The 14,857-nt window shown below is 64.5% G+C and carries 12 protein-coding genes; 7 read left to right on the plus strand and 5 right to left on the minus strand.

The window, feature by feature from the left end; translation table 11 throughout:
• Positions 1 to 71: 71 nt before the first annotated feature.
• The 3 genes from FJ934_RS07260 to FJ934_RS07270 all read right to left on the minus strand — a co-directional run bounded on the left by FJ934_RS07260 (position 72) and on the right by FJ934_RS07270 (position 4,482).
• Complete coding sequence (locus FJ934_RS07260; RefSeq protein WP_140608217.1) at positions 72 to 1,244, minus strand: efflux RND transporter periplasmic adaptor subunit; 1,173 nt, start codon at positions 1,242 to 1,244, stop codon at positions 72 to 74.
• A gap of 809 nt (positions 1,245 to 2,053) precedes the next feature.
• On the minus strand, positions 2,054 to 3,184 hold the full coding sequence (locus tag FJ934_RS07265) for a patatin-like phospholipase family protein (RefSeq protein WP_140608404.1): 1,131 nt from the start codon (positions 3,182 to 3,184) through the stop codon (positions 2,054 to 2,056).
• Positions 3,185 to 3,393: 209 nt separating this feature from the next.
• The gene (locus FJ934_RS07270; RefSeq protein WP_140608219.1) at positions 3,394 to 4,482 is read right to left on the minus strand and encodes a citrate synthase/methylcitrate synthase; all 1,089 of its coding nucleotides are present in this window, start codon (positions 4,480 to 4,482) and stop codon (positions 3,394 to 3,396) included.
• A 93-nt stretch (positions 4,483 to 4,575) separates the two neighbouring features.
• On the opposite strand from FJ934_RS07270, the gene FJ934_RS07275 reads away from it, so the two are divergent.
• A complete protein-coding gene (locus tag FJ934_RS07275) occupies positions 4,576 to 5,718 on the plus strand; it encodes a citrate synthase (RefSeq protein WP_140608221.1) in 1,143 nt (380 codons plus the stop codon).
• An 18-nt stretch (positions 5,719 to 5,736) separates the two neighbouring features.
• Here FJ934_RS07275 and phaR read toward each other — a convergent pair whose 3' ends face one another.
• Complete coding sequence (gene phaR / locus FJ934_RS07280) at positions 5,737 to 6,345, minus strand: polyhydroxyalkanoate synthesis repressor PhaR (protein ID WP_140608223.1); 609 nt, start codon at positions 6,343 to 6,345, stop codon at positions 5,737 to 5,739.
• Between the two features lie 81 nt (positions 6,346 to 6,426).
• A complete protein-coding gene (locus FJ934_RS07285; RefSeq protein ID WP_140608225.1) occupies positions 6,427 to 6,654 on the minus strand; it encodes a hypothetical protein in 228 nt (75 codons plus the stop codon).
• On the opposite strand from FJ934_RS07285, the gene FJ934_RS07290 reads away from it, so the two are divergent.
• From FJ934_RS07290 to FJ934_RS07315, 6 genes are all read left to right on the plus strand, one after another.
• Positions 6,641 to 7,819 (plus strand): acetyl-CoA C-acetyltransferase, encoded by a 1,179-nt coding sequence (locus tag FJ934_RS07290; RefSeq protein ID WP_140608227.1) that lies wholly within the window; start codon positions 6,641 to 6,643, stop codon positions 7,817 to 7,819. The genes FJ934_RS07285 and FJ934_RS07290 overlap by 14 nt on opposite strands.
• 89 nt (positions 7,820 to 7,908) lie before the next feature.
• Complete coding sequence (gene phbB / locus FJ934_RS07295) at positions 7,909 to 8,634, plus strand: acetoacetyl-CoA reductase (RefSeq protein WP_140608229.1); 726 nt, start codon at positions 7,909 to 7,911, stop codon at positions 8,632 to 8,634.
• Positions 8,635 to 9,361: 727 nt separating this feature from the next.
• Positions 9,362 to 12,865: a helicase-related protein gene (locus FJ934_RS07300; RefSeq protein WP_140608231.1), complete on the plus strand. Its 3,504-nt coding sequence runs from the start codon at positions 9,362 to 9,364 to the stop codon at positions 12,863 to 12,865.
• Positions 12,866 to 12,878: 13 nt separating this feature from the next.
• Positions 12,879 to 13,265: an RNA-binding S4 domain-containing protein gene (locus FJ934_RS07305; RefSeq protein WP_140608233.1), complete on the plus strand. Its 387-nt coding sequence runs from the start codon at positions 12,879 to 12,881 to the stop codon at positions 13,263 to 13,265.
• 236 nt (positions 13,266 to 13,501) lie between these two features.
• Positions 13,502 to 13,840, plus strand: a complete 339-nt coding sequence (gene fdxA, locus FJ934_RS07310) for a ferredoxin FdxA (RefSeq protein ID WP_140608235.1) — start codon at positions 13,502 to 13,504, stop codon at positions 13,838 to 13,840.
• 370 nt (positions 13,841 to 14,210) lie between these two features.
• A complete protein-coding gene (locus FJ934_RS07315; RefSeq protein WP_140608237.1) occupies positions 14,211 to 14,792 on the plus strand; it encodes a CarD family transcriptional regulator in 582 nt (193 codons plus the stop codon).
• Positions 14,793 to 14,857 lie beyond the last annotated feature (65 nt).

Raw genomic sequence — 14,857 nt, forward strand, 5'->3', positions numbered from 1 at the left:
ATTGGACCTGCTGTTTTCTTCGGAGCGGCGAACTGACCAGGCGCCGGACAAGTCGGCGCGCTGACGTCGCGCTACTGGGTACCGGCGGTGGCTTCGCCAATCAGCCTGTTGATGGTCGCCTGGTCTGCCTCGACCGGCTTGACCTCATCGCCTTCCTTCACCAGTTCCTGACCGGCAACGATGATGCGCGCATCGGCCGGGATGCCGCCAAGCACGAGGCCGGTCGGCGTGTCGTCGACCAGGTCGATCGGGAAGAACGCCACCTTGTTGTCCTTGCCCACGGCGCGGATGCCCAGATCGCCCTTGTCGCCGAGCGTCACCACCGAACGCGGCAGCATGATCGCGTCGGTCGGCAAGGCGCTGAGACCGATCTCTGCGGTCATGCCGGCGGGAACGCTGCCATCGGCATTGGGGATCGCGATTTCGACGCGGAAGGTGCGGGTCGCCGACGAGGCATCGCGGCTGATGTAGCGAACTGTGCCTTCGACGGTCTGGCCGTTGACCAACCGGACGCTGGCCTTGTCGCCGAGCTTCAAATAGCCGAGATCGCGCTCGCTGATCTCGCCACGGGCGATGATCGGATCAAGCTTGAGGATGGTTGCCACCTCGCTGCCCTGCATGACGGAGCTGCCGAGTTCCACCGGCACCCGGTCGATGACGCCGTCGAACGGCGCCTTGACTTCGTTGCGGTCGAGTTCTGCCTGCGCGGTATCGAGCTGGGACTGCGCCTGGGTGAGGTTCGAGCGAGCGGTGTCAAGCTGCAGCTTGGGCAAATTGCCGGTCTTGGCCAGCCGCTCGGCGGCATCGAGCTCTGCCTTGCGCTGCGCCACAAGCTGCTTGGCGTTGTCGACCATCGAGATCTTTTCCTCCGCCGCCAGCATCAGCACCAGATCGCCTGTCTTGACGTGCTGGCCTTGCTTCACCGGCAGCTTGTCGATAACGCCGGCGACGCGCGTTGCAAGCACCGCGCGCTTGTCGGCCTCGGTTAGCCCGGAGATACGGATGGCGCGTGCATAAGTCTTGCGCGGCGGCGTCACCACGGCGACCGTGCGAAGCGGCGCCTTCGGCTCGGCTACCGTCTTCGGCTTGCCTGCGTCCGGCGCCTTGCCCTGCTCGACTTCGGCTGCCTTGGCCTTGTTCGCCGCGACGCTGCCGACCGACGAGAACTCGCCTGTCGCCATCCAGGCTGCGAAGCCAATGAGCACAACAATGGCTGCAAGCTTGTGAAACCTGATTCTCGGCATCGTCATTTTTCCGTTGCGGGTTCGGCCAGCACCGCGCCTCCGCAGCGCGGGCGCGTCGCCGATATGGGTGCGCGCCTGACCCTGTTCAATTTGCCGTGAACGGCGAGCGCGCTTTCTACATCAAAGTCGCACCGCGATATAGTCCGAAAGTTGCAGCAGCATTGCGTAGCCGGACAAGGTGTGACCGCCGCGATACTGTTCTTGATCCGCTAAAATACCTGCTCGGCCGGCTCACGGTCCGCCCCTCATCGCCGGCCCGAATGACCGGTCTGCCATTTGCCAAACGGGGCAGCACCGCATTCCCGCGGAACCGGCGCCATCCTGCGGATTTTTTAATCGGGACGCGGATTTCGGCCGACGGGCCAGATCATTTTCGATCGGCGAACGAAATCAGATCCCGGCGGCGGCGACACCGACCAATGCATTGGAATCGTTTGCGAAATGGCAGGGCATGCCACTCAAGTTTGGATTTGCGCCAGGCCAGTCCATCGACGTTTAGCCTAACATCAAGAACGTCAGTGCACCCAGCAATGGGGTGTGTCGGATCACCGCGGCCCGGAGCCAGCGACATGGCGCTGACCACAGCGCGACTGCGGAAACTCCGTGCCATTCGCAAGCCTGGTGTCGACCGATCCGCTCATCATTTCCCGGCAGCAGTGCGTAACGGTGCGCGGCAGCATTGGCGTGTCGGTGGCAGCAGGCGTCAGCATGATGATGCGATCCTCACACGCGCTGGTTGTCACTTGCCCATTGTCCACGGACGCTACGCGGATTCCGGACGGTGGATCGCGCTCTTGGCGGCGGCGGGTTCAGGCCCGGCGGCGTTCTGCTTCCGGGGTCTTGCGTGCGGCAAGGAATTCCTTGACCCGCCGGCCGGGTGCCGGGCCGCGCACCGGCTTGAAACCGTCGTCCAGTTCGCCCGAGAGATCGAGCGTCGCATGCTTGCCGACGGCATCGTAGTTCTCCTCCAGCCAGTCGCTGGCGGCGGTGCGGCCGAGGTCGCGCAGATAGGTCAGGAACGCCCATTCGGCGTTGATCTTGGATGATGCCGACAGGTCCTTGAACGCCTCGTCGGCATCTATGCGGTGCATGCGGATGTCGCGATACTCGCCATGCGGCAGTCGACCGGCGGCGATCAATTCCTTGACAAAGGCGATCGAGCGGAATTCGCGCAGCAGCCCGGCATTGAAGGTGATCTCGTCGATCCGGTTCTGGATTTCGTTGGCGCTCTTGGGCGTCCCCTCGCGCACCACGGGGTTGATCTGCACCAGAAGCACGTCCTCGGTCGCCGCCGTCTTGAAGAACGGGTAAAGCGCCGGATTGCCGCCATAGCCGCCATCCCAATAGGGCACACCCTTGATCTCCACGGCGCGGAACAGTTGCGGCAGGCAGGCCGAGGCCATCACCGTGTCGAGGTCGATCTCGCCGTCGGAGAATACCCGCAACTGTCCTGTCTCGACATTAGTGGCGGAGATGAACAGTTCGATCGACTTGCAGGCGCGGACATTGCCGAAATCGATCTCTCGCGCCACCACGTCGCGCAGCGGATTGAGGCCGAGCGGATTGGCGACATAGGGCGAGAACACTCGAGACATGGTGTCGAAGAAGACATAGCCGGGCGTGTTCTCGATCGACCAGTTGCCCCAGGCGACATCCCAAGGCATGCGCTGCACCGGGCTGAAGCGGCCCTTCGCCGCCACCGCGCGCCAGAAATCGTCAAGCTTCTTGCGCGCGCCCTCGACCCCGCCTCTGACAAAACCATCGGCCAGCGCCACGGCATTCATGGCGCCAGCGCTGGTGCCGGACACAGCCGCGATCTCCAGCCGCCCATCCTCCAGCAGCCGGTCGAGCACGCCCCAGGAAAAAGCCCCGTGCGAGCCGCCGCCCTGAAGGGCGATGTTGATCTTCTTCTTTTCCTCCGCCTTGCCGTTCTTCGTCATGGCGTCCCTGTCATCCTGATGCTCCAGCATGCCCCAACGTCGTCGGAAGGATGCGGTTGCCGGGAGTTTATGTTGCAGTGCAGCATATAAGGATGGACCAAGGCAAGAACACGAACACGGTCGCGTGATCACATGAAATTTTCGGCCATGCGGAAAAAGCCCCTCCGCTTCAACGCGAAGAGGCGTTCCGTTCGAAACCGACATCGAGCCTAGGCGACGAGATCCGGCACCGGGCCGACATAGCGTGACTGCGGACGGATCAGGCGCCCGGTCGTCTGCTGCTCGCGCGCATGCGCGACCCAGCCGGCGACGCGCCCGGCGGCAAAGACATTGCTGAAGGCTCGCGGCGGGAAACCCGCCGCTTCCAGCACCAGCGCGGTGTAGAACTCGACATTGGTCTGCAGCGAGCGCTGCGGCTTGGCGATCCGAAGCACATCGAGCGCCGTTTGCTCGACAGTCTCGGCGAAGGCCAGCCGGCGGCCGGTTTCGCCCTCGCCGCCAAGCTGGCGAACGACCGCCTTCAGCACATCGGCGCGCGGGTCGCGCACGCGGTAGATGCGATGGCCGAAGCCCATGATGCGCTCGCCATGCGCGATCTCGTCGCGCAGCCAGACGGCCGCGTCGCCATGCGCCTGGATGGCATCGAGCATCTCGATCACCGGGCCGGGCGCGCCGCCATGCAGCGGCCCCTTCAGCGCGCCTAGGCCTGCCAGCACCGACGATGTCAGGCCGGCCAATGTCGAAGCGACGACGCGGGTGGCGAAAGTCGAGGCATTGAGGCCGTGGTCGCAGACGGTCACCAGATAGGTGTCGAGCGCCTTGGCAAGATCAGGCGAAGGATCGGAACCCCTCAGCATCCGCAGCATGTCGGCGGCATGGTCGGCCTTGCTGTCTGGAGCGATCGGCTGCTCGCCGCGTCCCAGACGCAAGAGCGCCGGCGTCAGCACTGCGGGTGCCGCGATCAGCAGCAAGGCGTCGGCCAGCGTCTCGCCATCCGGCAGCAGCGCCATGCCGGCACGCATGGCGCTGTAGACGTCAAGCGGGGCCAGCAAGGGCAGCGAAGGCAGGAGCCGGTCGAACACCTCGACGCGTGCCTTGCCCAATCTCGCCGCCAGATCGACGTCACCAGGCAAATCGTCGAAGAACCCGTCCAGCAGCAGACGCACGACCTGCGGGTAGCGCCATCGCCTAGCGAGTTCCGGCAGGGAATGGCCGCGGATCGTCAGGCGGCCGCCCAGACCATCCACGTCCGACAGCACGGTTTCAGCCGCCACCACATCATCGAGCCCATTCGCCATGGCCTTGTCTCCTTGAAGCTTTTCCCGATGGGAGATAAGGATGGGCGACATAAGCATCAATCTTGATCAATAGAATCAACATCATGGCTCGATATGTCCGAATGGCTGTCGCGGGAAGAGGCGCTGGAAAGGCTTCAGGTGAGGCCGCAGACGCTCTACGCCTATGTCAGCCGCGGGCGCATCGGCATGCGCCCGGACCGCGCCGATCCGCGCCGTAGCGAATATCGCGCCGACGATATCGCGGCGCTGGCAACCCGCCGGGCGCGCGGACGCAGCCCCTCGGCCATCGCCGAAAGCGCCATCTCCTGGGGCGAGCCGTCGATCGCAACGGCGATTTCGACCGTGTGGCACGGTCACCTCATCTATCGGGGCCGGGACGCCGTTGCGCTGTCCGACCATGCTACGCTCGAAGAGACCGCCGCCCTGCTTTGGGCCCTGCCTGAACCGGTCCGTTTCGAAGCACCGGCGCAAGACGCGTCAGGCCAGCTCGGTCGAGCCCCGGCCTTTGCGCAGCTTGCCGTGCTGGCCGGCCAGGGGCGGCCTTCGCTTGGACGCAGCGCCGCCTCGCTGTGCACGGATGCCGCGCACGCGATCGGCGTGCTGGCCGGCGCCCTCGGTGCCTCGGCGGGGCCGGATCCGGTCCATCGGCGATTGGCGCGGGGCTGGTCGGTCGATGATGGCGGCGCGGAAGCGATCCGCCGTGCCCTTGTCCTGCTCGCCGACCACGAACTCAACGCATCGACCTTTGCCACCCGCGTCGCGGCATCCACGGGGGCCTCGCCCGCCGCTTGCCTGCTGGCGGGCCTGGCGACACTGTCCGGCCCGCGCCACGGCGGCGCCGGCGAGGCGGTGATGCAACTCGCGGAAGATGCGGCACGACACGGCGCCGATGCCGCGATCCGGCGCTGGCTCGGCCATGACCGGCCGCTGCCGGGGTTCGGCCACCAGCTCTATCCCGAGGGCGACCCTCGAGCCACGGCACTGCTGGCGGCCATCGACAACACCGATGAGACATTGCGGTCGCTGGTAGGCGCCGCCATTGCCGCGACCGGCGCCCGACCGAACATCGATTTTGCCCTGGCCGTGCTGACGCGCGGCCTCGGCTTGCCGCGCGATGCACCGTTTCAGCTGTTCGCGCTCGCACGCAGCGTCGGCTGGGCCGCGCATATGGTCGAACAGATCGTGAGCGGCAGCATCATCCGACCGCGCGGCCGCTATGAGGGATTGTTGCCGTAAACGCGTGACGCTATGCGCTTACGACATCGTGTCGAGTTTGCGCTGCATGGCCGCGATCTGGTCCTTCAGCTGCTGCAAATCGTCGGGTTTTTCCGGCGCTTCCTTCCTCGCCGGTTCGGCGGGGGCCGCGGCCGGTGCCGAGCCCGCCGGCGGAAATGGCGTGAACAGCCGCATTGCGTTCTGGAACATTTCCATGTTGCGGCGCGTCTGTTCCTCCAGCGCCTTCATCGGCGTCGCCATCTTCATCACGTCCAATGGCGATTTGCCGATGGCGCCCTTCATCTGCTCGCGGAACCGCTCCTGCTCCTTGGAGAAGGCGATCATCGACTGTTCAAGGAAGCTCGGCACGATCATCTGCATCTGGTCGCCGTAGAAAGCGATCAGCTGGCGCAGGAACGGGATCGGCAGCATGTTCTGCCCCTCCTTGTTCTCCAGCTCGAAAATGATCTGGGTCAGCACCGGATGCGTGATGTCGTCCCCGGTCTTGGCGTCCTGAACGGTGAACTCCTCGCCCTTCTTGACCATCTCGGCCAGATCCTCGAGCGTCACATAGGTGCTCGTGCCCGTATTGTAGAGGCGGCGATTGGCGTATTTCTTGATAATGATCGGATCGTCTTTCGCGGCCATCTGCATCCTCCCCGGACACCGGCGCGCCTGAGTAAGCAGCCGGTAACGATTGCGCCCTTTTTGAGGATATGCGCAAAAGCCTCATAATTCCAAGCAGTTTGTGCAGTGCGGGATCACATAATGCTGCATAGCGGGCAAAATATGCTGCGCAGCAGCGGCCGGACCAACGGCGCGGCGACGCGCGCCCTGCTTGCGACGCATGGGCGCCATGCCGATTTCCGGTTTGACTTGAGATTGGGAAAGGGCAAGAAAAGTCCTCAACGACAGAACATCAGCTTGAGGTCTGGAGAACAAAATGTCCGATTCCATCGTCATTGCCAGTGCCGCGCGCACGGCCGTCGGTTCCTTCAACGGCGCTTTCGCCGCCACGCCTGCCCATGAACTGGGCGCCATCGTCATCAAGGAATTGCTGTCGCGTGCCGGCGTCGAAGCGGCCGAGGTCGACGAGGTCATCCTCGGTCAGGTGCTGACCGCCGCTCAAGGGCAGAACCCGGCCCGGCAGGCCTCGATCATCGCCGGCCTGCCCAAGGAGACCACCGCCTGGGGCCTCAACCAGGTGTGCGGCTCGGGCCTGCGCGCCATTGCACTCGGCATGCAGCAGATCGCCACCGGCGACGCCAAGGTGATCATCGCCGGCGGCCAGGAATCGATGTCACTGTCGCCGCACGCCGAGCACCTGCGCGCCGGCGTCAAGATGGGCGACTACAAGATGATCGACACCATGATCAAGGACGGGCTGTGGGACGCCTTCAACGGCTATCACATGGGCAACACCGCCGAAAACGTCGCCCGCCAGTTCCAGATCACCCGCGACGATCAGGACCAGTTCGCGCTGGCCTCGCAGAACAAGGCCGAGGCCGCGCAGAAGGCCGGCAAGTTCAAGGACGAGATCGTCGCCTTCACCATCAAGGGCAGGAAGGGCGACACCGTCGTCGACCAGGACGAATACATCCGCCACGGCGCGACGCTCGACGCCATGACCAAGCTGAAGCCGGCCTTCGACAAGGACGGCACCGTGACCGCCGCCAACGCATCCGGCATCAATGACGGTGCGGCCGGCGCGCTGCTGATGAGCGAAGCGGAAGCCGTCAAGCGCGGCATCACTCCGCTGGCGCGCATCGCGTCCTGGGCAACCGCTGGCGTCGATCCGGCGATCATGGGCACCGGACCCATTCCCGCCTCGCGCAAGGCCCTGGAAAAGGCCGGCTGGTCGGTTGGTGATCTTGACCTTGTCGAGGCCAATGAGGCTTTCGCGGCGCAGGCCTGCGCCGTCAACAAGGACATGGGCTGGGATCCCTCGATCGTCAACGTCAATGGCGGCGCTATCGCCATCGGCCATCCGATCGGCGCCTCGGGCGCCCGCATCTTCAACACCCTGGTTTACGAGATGCGCCGCAGAGGCGCCAAGAAGGGTCTTGCCACGCTGTGCATCGGCGGCGGCATGGGCGTCGCCATGTGCGTGGAGGCCCTCTGAAAAAACGATTGACGGGCGGCGCGAGCCGCCCGTTTCATATCAAGTGCCTGCCAAGCCCGACAACAGGGCGATCTGAAAAGGGGAAATGCATGACCAAGGTTGCAATCGTCACGGGCGGATCGCGCGGCATCGGCGCGGCGATCTCGATCGCTTTGAAGACCGCCGGCTATTCGGTCGCCGCCAATTATGCCGGCAACGACGACGCGGCGGCGAAATTCAAGGCCGAGACCGGCATTCCGGTCTACAAATGGTCGGTTGCCGACTATGACGGTTGCGCCGCCGGCATCAAACAGGTCGAGGCCGACCTCGGCCCGGTCTCGGTGCTGGTCAACAATGCCGGCATCACCCGCGACGCCATGTTCCACAAGATCACGCGTGAGCAGTGGAAAGAGGTGATCGACACCAATTTGTCTGGTGTCTTCAACATGACGCACCCGCTGTGGGGCGGCATGCGCGACCGCAAGTTCGGCCGCGTCATCACCATCTCCTCGATCAACGGCCAGAAGGGCCAGGCCGGTCAGGTCAATTATTCCGCCGCCAAGGCCGGCGACATTGGTTTCTCCAAGGCGCTGGCGCAGGAAGGGGCTCGCGCTGGCATCACCGTCAACGTCATCTGCCCCGGCTACATCGCCACCGAAATGGTTAAGGCGATCGACGAGAAGGTGCTCAACGAGCGCATCCTGCCGCAGATCCCCGTCGGCCGCCTCGGCGAACCGGAAGAGATCGCGCGCTGTGTCGTCTTCCTCGCTTCGGAAGAGGCCGGTTTCATCACCGGCTCGACCCTCACCGCAAACGGCGGCCAGTATTTCGTCTGACACGTCGCCGAGGTCAACGGTCTCGCACTGGCGACAAACGGATCGGGAAACCGGTCCGTTTGCGAATTGACGCTGAGGCCTGTCTTCGCCGCAGCGCAATCCCAAATCCGCAAGGTTAATGGCGGCGGGACCCTCGGTTCGAAACCGGTGGCCAAGCCTGTGGATTCGCTGTGGATTCGCTGTGGATTCCCTGTGGATAAGCTGTTTACAACACCGATATTGGCGGAACAAAAAGGGAAAATGCCGCTGGCGCTGGTTTGTCGCCGATTCGTTCCGGGTTTGAGCGGAAGTTAATGTTAATAGGGCCGGAATCGCCTGCGGTTCCTTAATGCCAGATTCAGAAAGATTAACAATTTCACAATCTTGAGCGAAGCGTGTCGCACCGCTTTCTTCGTTTCCTGGCAAAGGTTAACGGCAAAGCTCGCCTGGCATAAAATGGGCCAGTTCGACGATTCAGCATGTGGTGAGACTCATGGTCACAAAATCCATATGTAGCCGTGAACAAAAGCTGAATCTGGAAGAGTCAGCGATTCGTCGCTGATTCGTTCCAGACTCGTTCCATCCGTTAATCAGCGACCGACCGGGAGTTTCACACAGACACCTTCGAGCCGCCGGCGGAACATTCCGCTTTCGCTTCGCGCTCGAAATCCCTATGTGTCGCCTGTCATACGCGCCGTCCGAGGCACGTCCCGACAATGAGAGGCCAGAAAGCCCTATTTCCGAGCCGATGAACATCCAGCCGAAACACACCCAGCCGCTGATCCTGTCAGGCCGCGACGTGACCGCCGTGCTTGGGCCGACCAACACCGGCAAGACCCATCTCGCCATCGAGCGCATGGTGGCGCACGAAACCGGCGTCATCGGCCTGCCGCTCAGGCTGCTGGCGCGCGAGGTCTACAGCCGCGTTTGCGAAAAGGTTGGCGCCCACAAGGTCGCGCTGGTCACCGGCGAGGAGAAGATCCAGCCGCCAGGCGCCAAATACTCGGTCTGCACCGTCGAAGCCATGCCGCGCGAGACCGACGCCGCCTTCGTCGCCATCGACGAGGTGCAACTCGCCGGTGATCTCGAGCGCGGCCACATCTTCACCGACCGCATCCTGCATCTGCGCGGCCGCCAGGAAACGCTGCTCCTCGGCGCGGCCACGATGCACGGCATCCTCCAGCGCCTGCTGAAGGGCGTCTCGGTGGTGACACGCCCACGGCTGTCGCATCTGGCCTATGCCGGCTCCAAGAAGCTGACCCGCCTGCCCCGGCGCACCGCCATCGTCGCCTTCTCCGCCGACGAGGTCTATGCCATCGCCGAGTTGATCCGGCGCCAGCAGGGCGGTGCGGCCGTCGTGCTCGGCGCGCTCTCGCCCCGCACCCGCAACGCCCAGGTGGCGCTGTTCCAGTCCGGCGATGTCGACTATCTCGTCGCCACCGATGCCATCGGCATGGGCCTCAACCTCGATCTCGACCACGTCGCCTTCGCCCAGAACCGCAAATTCGACGGCTACCAGTATCGCAACCTGACGGCGGCCGAACTCGGCCAGATCGCCGGGCGCGCCGGCCGGCATCTGCGCGACGGCACTTTTGGCGTCACCGGCCAGGTCGATCCGCTTGACGAGGAACTGGTCAACAAGATCGAGAGTCATGATTTCGATCCGGTGAAGGTGCTGCAGTGGCGCACCGCGCATTTCGACTTTGCCAGCCTCGATGCGCTGAAGCGCTCGATCGAGACCAACGCGCCAGTCGAAGGCTTGACGCGCGCGCTGCCGGCGGTGGATGCCCAGGCGCTCGAATATCTGTCGCGCGACGGGGACATCCGCGCGCTAGCCACAGACGCCAAACGCGTGGCGCTGCTGTGGGAGGCCTGCGCGCTTCCCGATTACCGAAAGATCGCCCCGGCCCAGCATGCCGACCTCATTGCGTCGATCTACATGGACCTCGCCCGGCATGGCCATGTCGACGAGAATTACATGGCCGAGCAGGTGCGCCGCGCCGACACCACCGAGGGCGACATCGACACGCTGTCGCACCGCATTGCCCAGATCCGCACCTGGACATTCGTGTCGAACCGGCCCGGCTGGCTGGCCGATCAGGCACACTGGCAGGAAAAGACGCGTGAAATCGAAGACAGATTGTCGGATGCGCTGCATGAGCGGTTGACGAAACGCTTCGTAGACCGCAGGACTTCCGTCCTCATGCGGCGCCTTAGAGAAAATACCATGCCTGAAGCCGAAATTAGTCCTACCGGAACCGTCCTCGTCGAAGGCCACCATGTCGGCGAGTTGCAAGGGTTCCGCTTCACCGCCGACCAGAGCGCCGGCGGCGAAGACGCCAAGGCCGTGCGCACCGCCGCCCAGAAGGCGCTGGCCGCCGAGTTCGAGGCGCGTGCCGAACGCTTCGGCGCCTGCGCCAATGGCGACCTCGCGCTTGGCTCGGACGGCACGCTGCGCTGGATCGGCGCGCCGATCGGCACACTGGTCTCCGGCGAGGATGCGCTGAAGCCGCGCCTCGTGCTTTTGGCCGACGAACAGCTGACCGGGCCGGCGCGCGACAAGGTCGCGGCGCGTGCCGAACGTTTCGTCAATTTCCAGATCGAGTCGCTGTTGAAGCCGCTGGTCGATCTGAAGAATGCCGACCAGATTTCCGGCATCGGCCGCGGCATTGCCTTCCAGCTGGTCGAGAATTTCGGCCTCATCAACCGCCGCGACATCGCCGAGGAGATGAAGTCCCTCGACCAGGAGGGCCGAGCCGCCCTTCGCCGGCTGGGCGTGCGCTTCGGCGCCTACCATGTCTTCGTTCCGGCGCTGATCAAGCCGGCACCGGCGGGCCTGGTGACGCTGCTGTGGGCGCTGAAGAATGACGGCAAGGACAAGCCCGGCTTTGGCGACGTCGTCCACGCGCTGGCGTCGGGCCGCACCTCGGTGGTCATCGACCCGGCCTTCGACAAGGCCTTCTACAAGCTCGCCGGCTACCGCAATCTCGGCCGCCGCGCCGTACGCATCGACATATTGGAGCGGCTGGCCGATCTGATCCGCCCGGCGACCAACTGGAAGCCTGGCCTCGGCCAGCGTCCGGATGGGGCCTATGACGGCCAGTCCTTCATGGTGACACCGCCAATGATGTCGATCCTCGGCGCCACCGCCGACGACATGGAAGAGATCCTGAAAGGTTTGGGCTATCGCGCCGAGCCGAAGCCGGCGGCGGAGGTCAAGGCACGGATCGAGGCACAGGACAATGCCGTACGGGAAGCCGCCGCGGCCAAGCTCGCGGCGGAGGAAGCCGCACGCGCAAATGCCGCCGAAGGCGCGGCTACGGATGTTGCTGCGGAAGCCTCCGTCGAAGGTTCGGAACCTGCGTCTGAGATGGCCATCGCTGTGGATCCGGCATCCGAGACCCCTGCCGCCGATACCGTCGAGGCCGAACCCGCCGCGGAAGAGCCCGTGGCCGCACCAGTTGAGGCAACGCACGAAGAAGCTCCGACAGCCGAGGCCGTGGTTGAGTTGCCTGCCGAGCCCGCACAGGCAGAATCTGCGGAGATCGTAGAAAACCAGCCTGTTGCCGCCGCCGAAAGCGCCGACGCCCTTACCTCCCCCTCGATGGGGGAGGTCGCGGCGCGAAGCGACGCGGGCGGGGGTGACAGCACCGACGATGCCGGCAGTGCTGACAGCGCTGGCGCTGTCCCCACCCCGGCGCTGCGCGCCGACCCCACCCCGGCGCTGCGCGCCGACCCTCCCCAAGAGGGGGAGGGTGAGACCGCCGAGGTCGCGCCGGAAGCCGAAGCGCCCAAGCCGATCCTGCTGTGGCGGCAGGCTCGCTTCGACCAGCGCCCGCGTCATCGTGAGGGCCGCGGCAATCGCCCGCAAAATGGGCAGGCGCGGGGCCGGCGCGATGCACCGGCGAGTGCCGCCGCACAGACACCAGGCGCACCTGGCGAGCGCCCTGCCCATGAAGGGCGGCGTGACGGCGCCGGCAAGCCGCGCTTCGATCGTTCCAAGTTCAAGCCCAAGCCGCAGGGCGAAGGCGAACAGCGCCGTGACAGCCGTCCGCAGGGCGAGCGTCCCGACCGCCGCGAGGGCCGACCGGACTGGAAGGGCGGCAGGCCGGAAGGCAAGAGCGGTGCCGACGGGACCAGGGGCGGCAAGCCCGCCTTCCAGCCGAAGCCGCGCGAGGAGCGTCCGGTCCGCTTCGATCCGGACTCGCCCTTCGCCAAGCTCGCCGCCTTGCGCGACCAACTGAAGAAATAAGCTCGGCGCCGCGATGGTTGCTGAAGGTCGCCAGCGCATCGACAAATGGCTGTTCTTTTCGCGCGTGGTAAAATCGCGCTCGCTGGCGGCCAAGCTGGTCGTCGCCGGCCGCGTGCGGATCAATCGCGACAAAGCAGCGCAGGCTTCCGATCTGGTCAAGCCGGGCGACGTGCTGACCATCACGCTCGACCGGCGCATCTTCGTCTGGAAGGTGCTCGGCGCGGGTGTGCGGCGCGGCCCGGCAGAAGAGGCCCGCACCCTCTATGAGGACATGTCGCCACCGCCCGCACCGAAGGGCGAGGCGCTTCCCGACGCGATTCCGGCGCTGCGCGAGGCCGGCAGCGGCCGTCCGACCAAAAGAGAGCGCCGCCAGACCGACCGCTTGCTTGGCGAGGATTGAGGCTTGCCGCCGGGAGCGCGGTTGGCGGTTTTCGGGCGCGACGGACGCAGGACGGAACGGAACCCGGCAAACAAGACGCTCCGCGAGACGTCACCGCCCCTTGCTGTGCTCCGCAGTCTGGAATTTCATTCCGAAAACCCCGGCCCAAGCGGGTATGGCCGCCCTTGCAAGCGGCGGGCAAAGGCGTTACGTGACGGAAAAAGCCCAATAAAGCTGGGACGTTCCGGAGCCGACCGATGACCTATGTCGTGACCGACAATTGCATCAAATGCAAATACATGGATTGCATCGAGGTCTGTCCGGTCGACTGTTTCTACGAAGGCGAGAACATGCTCGTCATTCATCCCGACGAGTGTATCGACTGCGGGGTCTGCGAGCCGGAATGCCCCGCCGACGCGATCAAGCCCGACACCGAGCCCGGTCTCGACAAATGGCTGCAGATCAACACCGAATATGCCGAGAAATGGCCTAACATCACCGCCAAGAAGGAACCGCCGGTCGACGCCAAGACCTTCGACGGCGAGGCCGGCAAGTTCGAGAAATATTTCTCCGCCGAACCTGGCGAAGGCGACTGACAGCGCTACTGTTCAGACTGGTATGACGCTGCGTAAGAGGCACGGCACATGAACCGCCTTGACAGGCGGCGGTGACCTGTGGGCTTCGCTTGCGTAGCAAAACCTTGATTCTTCCGACTTTTTGTGTTACATCAGCGAACCATGCCGGTGACACAACGTCGATTTATGGCGCAGACGCCCCAAATCACTGAAAGGTGAAAATCCCAATCCGGACCAGAGCGATCTGGGCCAGGCGGTCGCAATCGTGCGGTTTGCCGGTCCCAGCCTTTCCGGTGGGTTCATCTGTTGTGCGGCTAATGATCGGGATTTCCCGGTCACACCAGTTCGGGCCGGCAGGACGCCGGTTCCACAACAAGGAGTTCAGGGCGTAATGGCAACGATCACCCCGCAGAAAAAGCCCACTGGAGCACGTCACGGTTTCAAGACCGGCGAGTACATCGTCTATCCGGCGCACGGCGTCGGCCAGATCATCTCGATCGACGAGCAGGAAGTGGCCGGGCACAAGCTGGAACTGTTCGTCATCGACTTCCAGAAGGACAAGATGCGCCTGAAGGTGCCGGTCGCCAAGGCGACCTCCATCGGCATGCGCAAGCTGTCGGAAGAGGATTATGTCGAGCGCGCGCTGAAGGTCGTGCAGGGCCGCGCCCGCGTCAAGCGCACCATGTGGTCGCGCCGCGCCCAGGAATACGATGCCAAGATCAACTCGGGCGACCTGATCTCGATCTCGGAAGTCGTGCGTGACCTCTATCGCGCCGACAATCAGCCGGAGCAGTCCTATTCCGAACGCCAGCTCTACGAGGCGGCGCTCGACCGCATGGCCCGTGAGATCGCGGCCGTCAACCGCATGTCGGAAACCGAAGCCGTCCGCCTGATCGAGGTCAATCTCAACAAGGGCCCTAAGCGCGGCGCCAAGGCCGACAATGAGGAAGCCGAGCAGGAAGAAGCTGCCTGAGCCTTTTCGCCTTTGAATTCGAAAAACCCGGCCTCGCGCCGGGTTTTTTGTTGCGGGCTTAGCGC

The sequence above is a fragment of the Mesorhizobium sp. B2-4-12 genome, assembly GCF_006441575.1.
GTDB lineage: Bacteria > Pseudomonadota > Alphaproteobacteria > Rhizobiales > Rhizobiaceae > Mesorhizobium.

Coding starts and splice junctions, on each gene's coding strand:
- phbB (WP_140608229.1), top strand. CDS start 7,909: ATGACCAAGGTTGCAATCGTCACGGGCGGATCGCGCGGCATCGGCGCG.
- fdxA (WP_140608235.1), top strand. CDS start 13,502: ATGACCTATGTCGTGACCGACAATTGCATCAAATGCAAATACATGGAT.
- FJ934_RS07265 (WP_140608404.1), bottom strand. CDS start 3,184: ATGACGAAGAACGGCAAGGCGGAGGAAAAGAAGAAGATCAACATCGCC.
- FJ934_RS07305 (WP_140608233.1), top strand. CDS start 12,879: ATGGTTGCTGAAGGTCGCCAGCGCATCGACAAATGGCTGTTCTTTTCG.
- FJ934_RS07275 (WP_140608221.1), top strand. CDS start 4,576: ATGTCCGAATGGCTGTCGCGGGAAGAGGCGCTGGAAAGGCTTCAGGTG.
- FJ934_RS07260 (WP_140608217.1), bottom strand. CDS start 1,244: ATGCCGAGAATCAGGTTTCACAAGCTTGCAGCCATTGTTGTGCTCATT.
- FJ934_RS07285 (WP_140608225.1), bottom strand. CDS start 6,654: ATGGAATCGGACATTTTGTTCTCCAGACCTCAAGCTGATGTTCTGTCG.
- FJ934_RS07290 (WP_140608227.1), top strand. CDS start 6,641: ATGTCCGATTCCATCGTCATTGCCAGTGCCGCGCGCACGGCCGTCGGT.
- FJ934_RS07300 (WP_140608231.1), top strand. CDS start 9,362: ATGAACATCCAGCCGAAACACACCCAGCCGCTGATCCTGTCAGGCCGC.
- FJ934_RS07270 (WP_140608219.1), bottom strand. CDS start 4,482: ATGGCGAATGGGCTCGATGATGTGGTGGCGGCTGAAACCGTGCTGTCG.
- FJ934_RS07315 (WP_140608237.1), top strand. CDS start 14,211: ATGGCAACGATCACCCCGCAGAAAAAGCCCACTGGAGCACGTCACGGT.
- phaR (WP_140608223.1), bottom strand. CDS start 6,345: ATGGCCGCGAAAGACGATCCGATCATTATCAAGAAATACGCCAATCGC.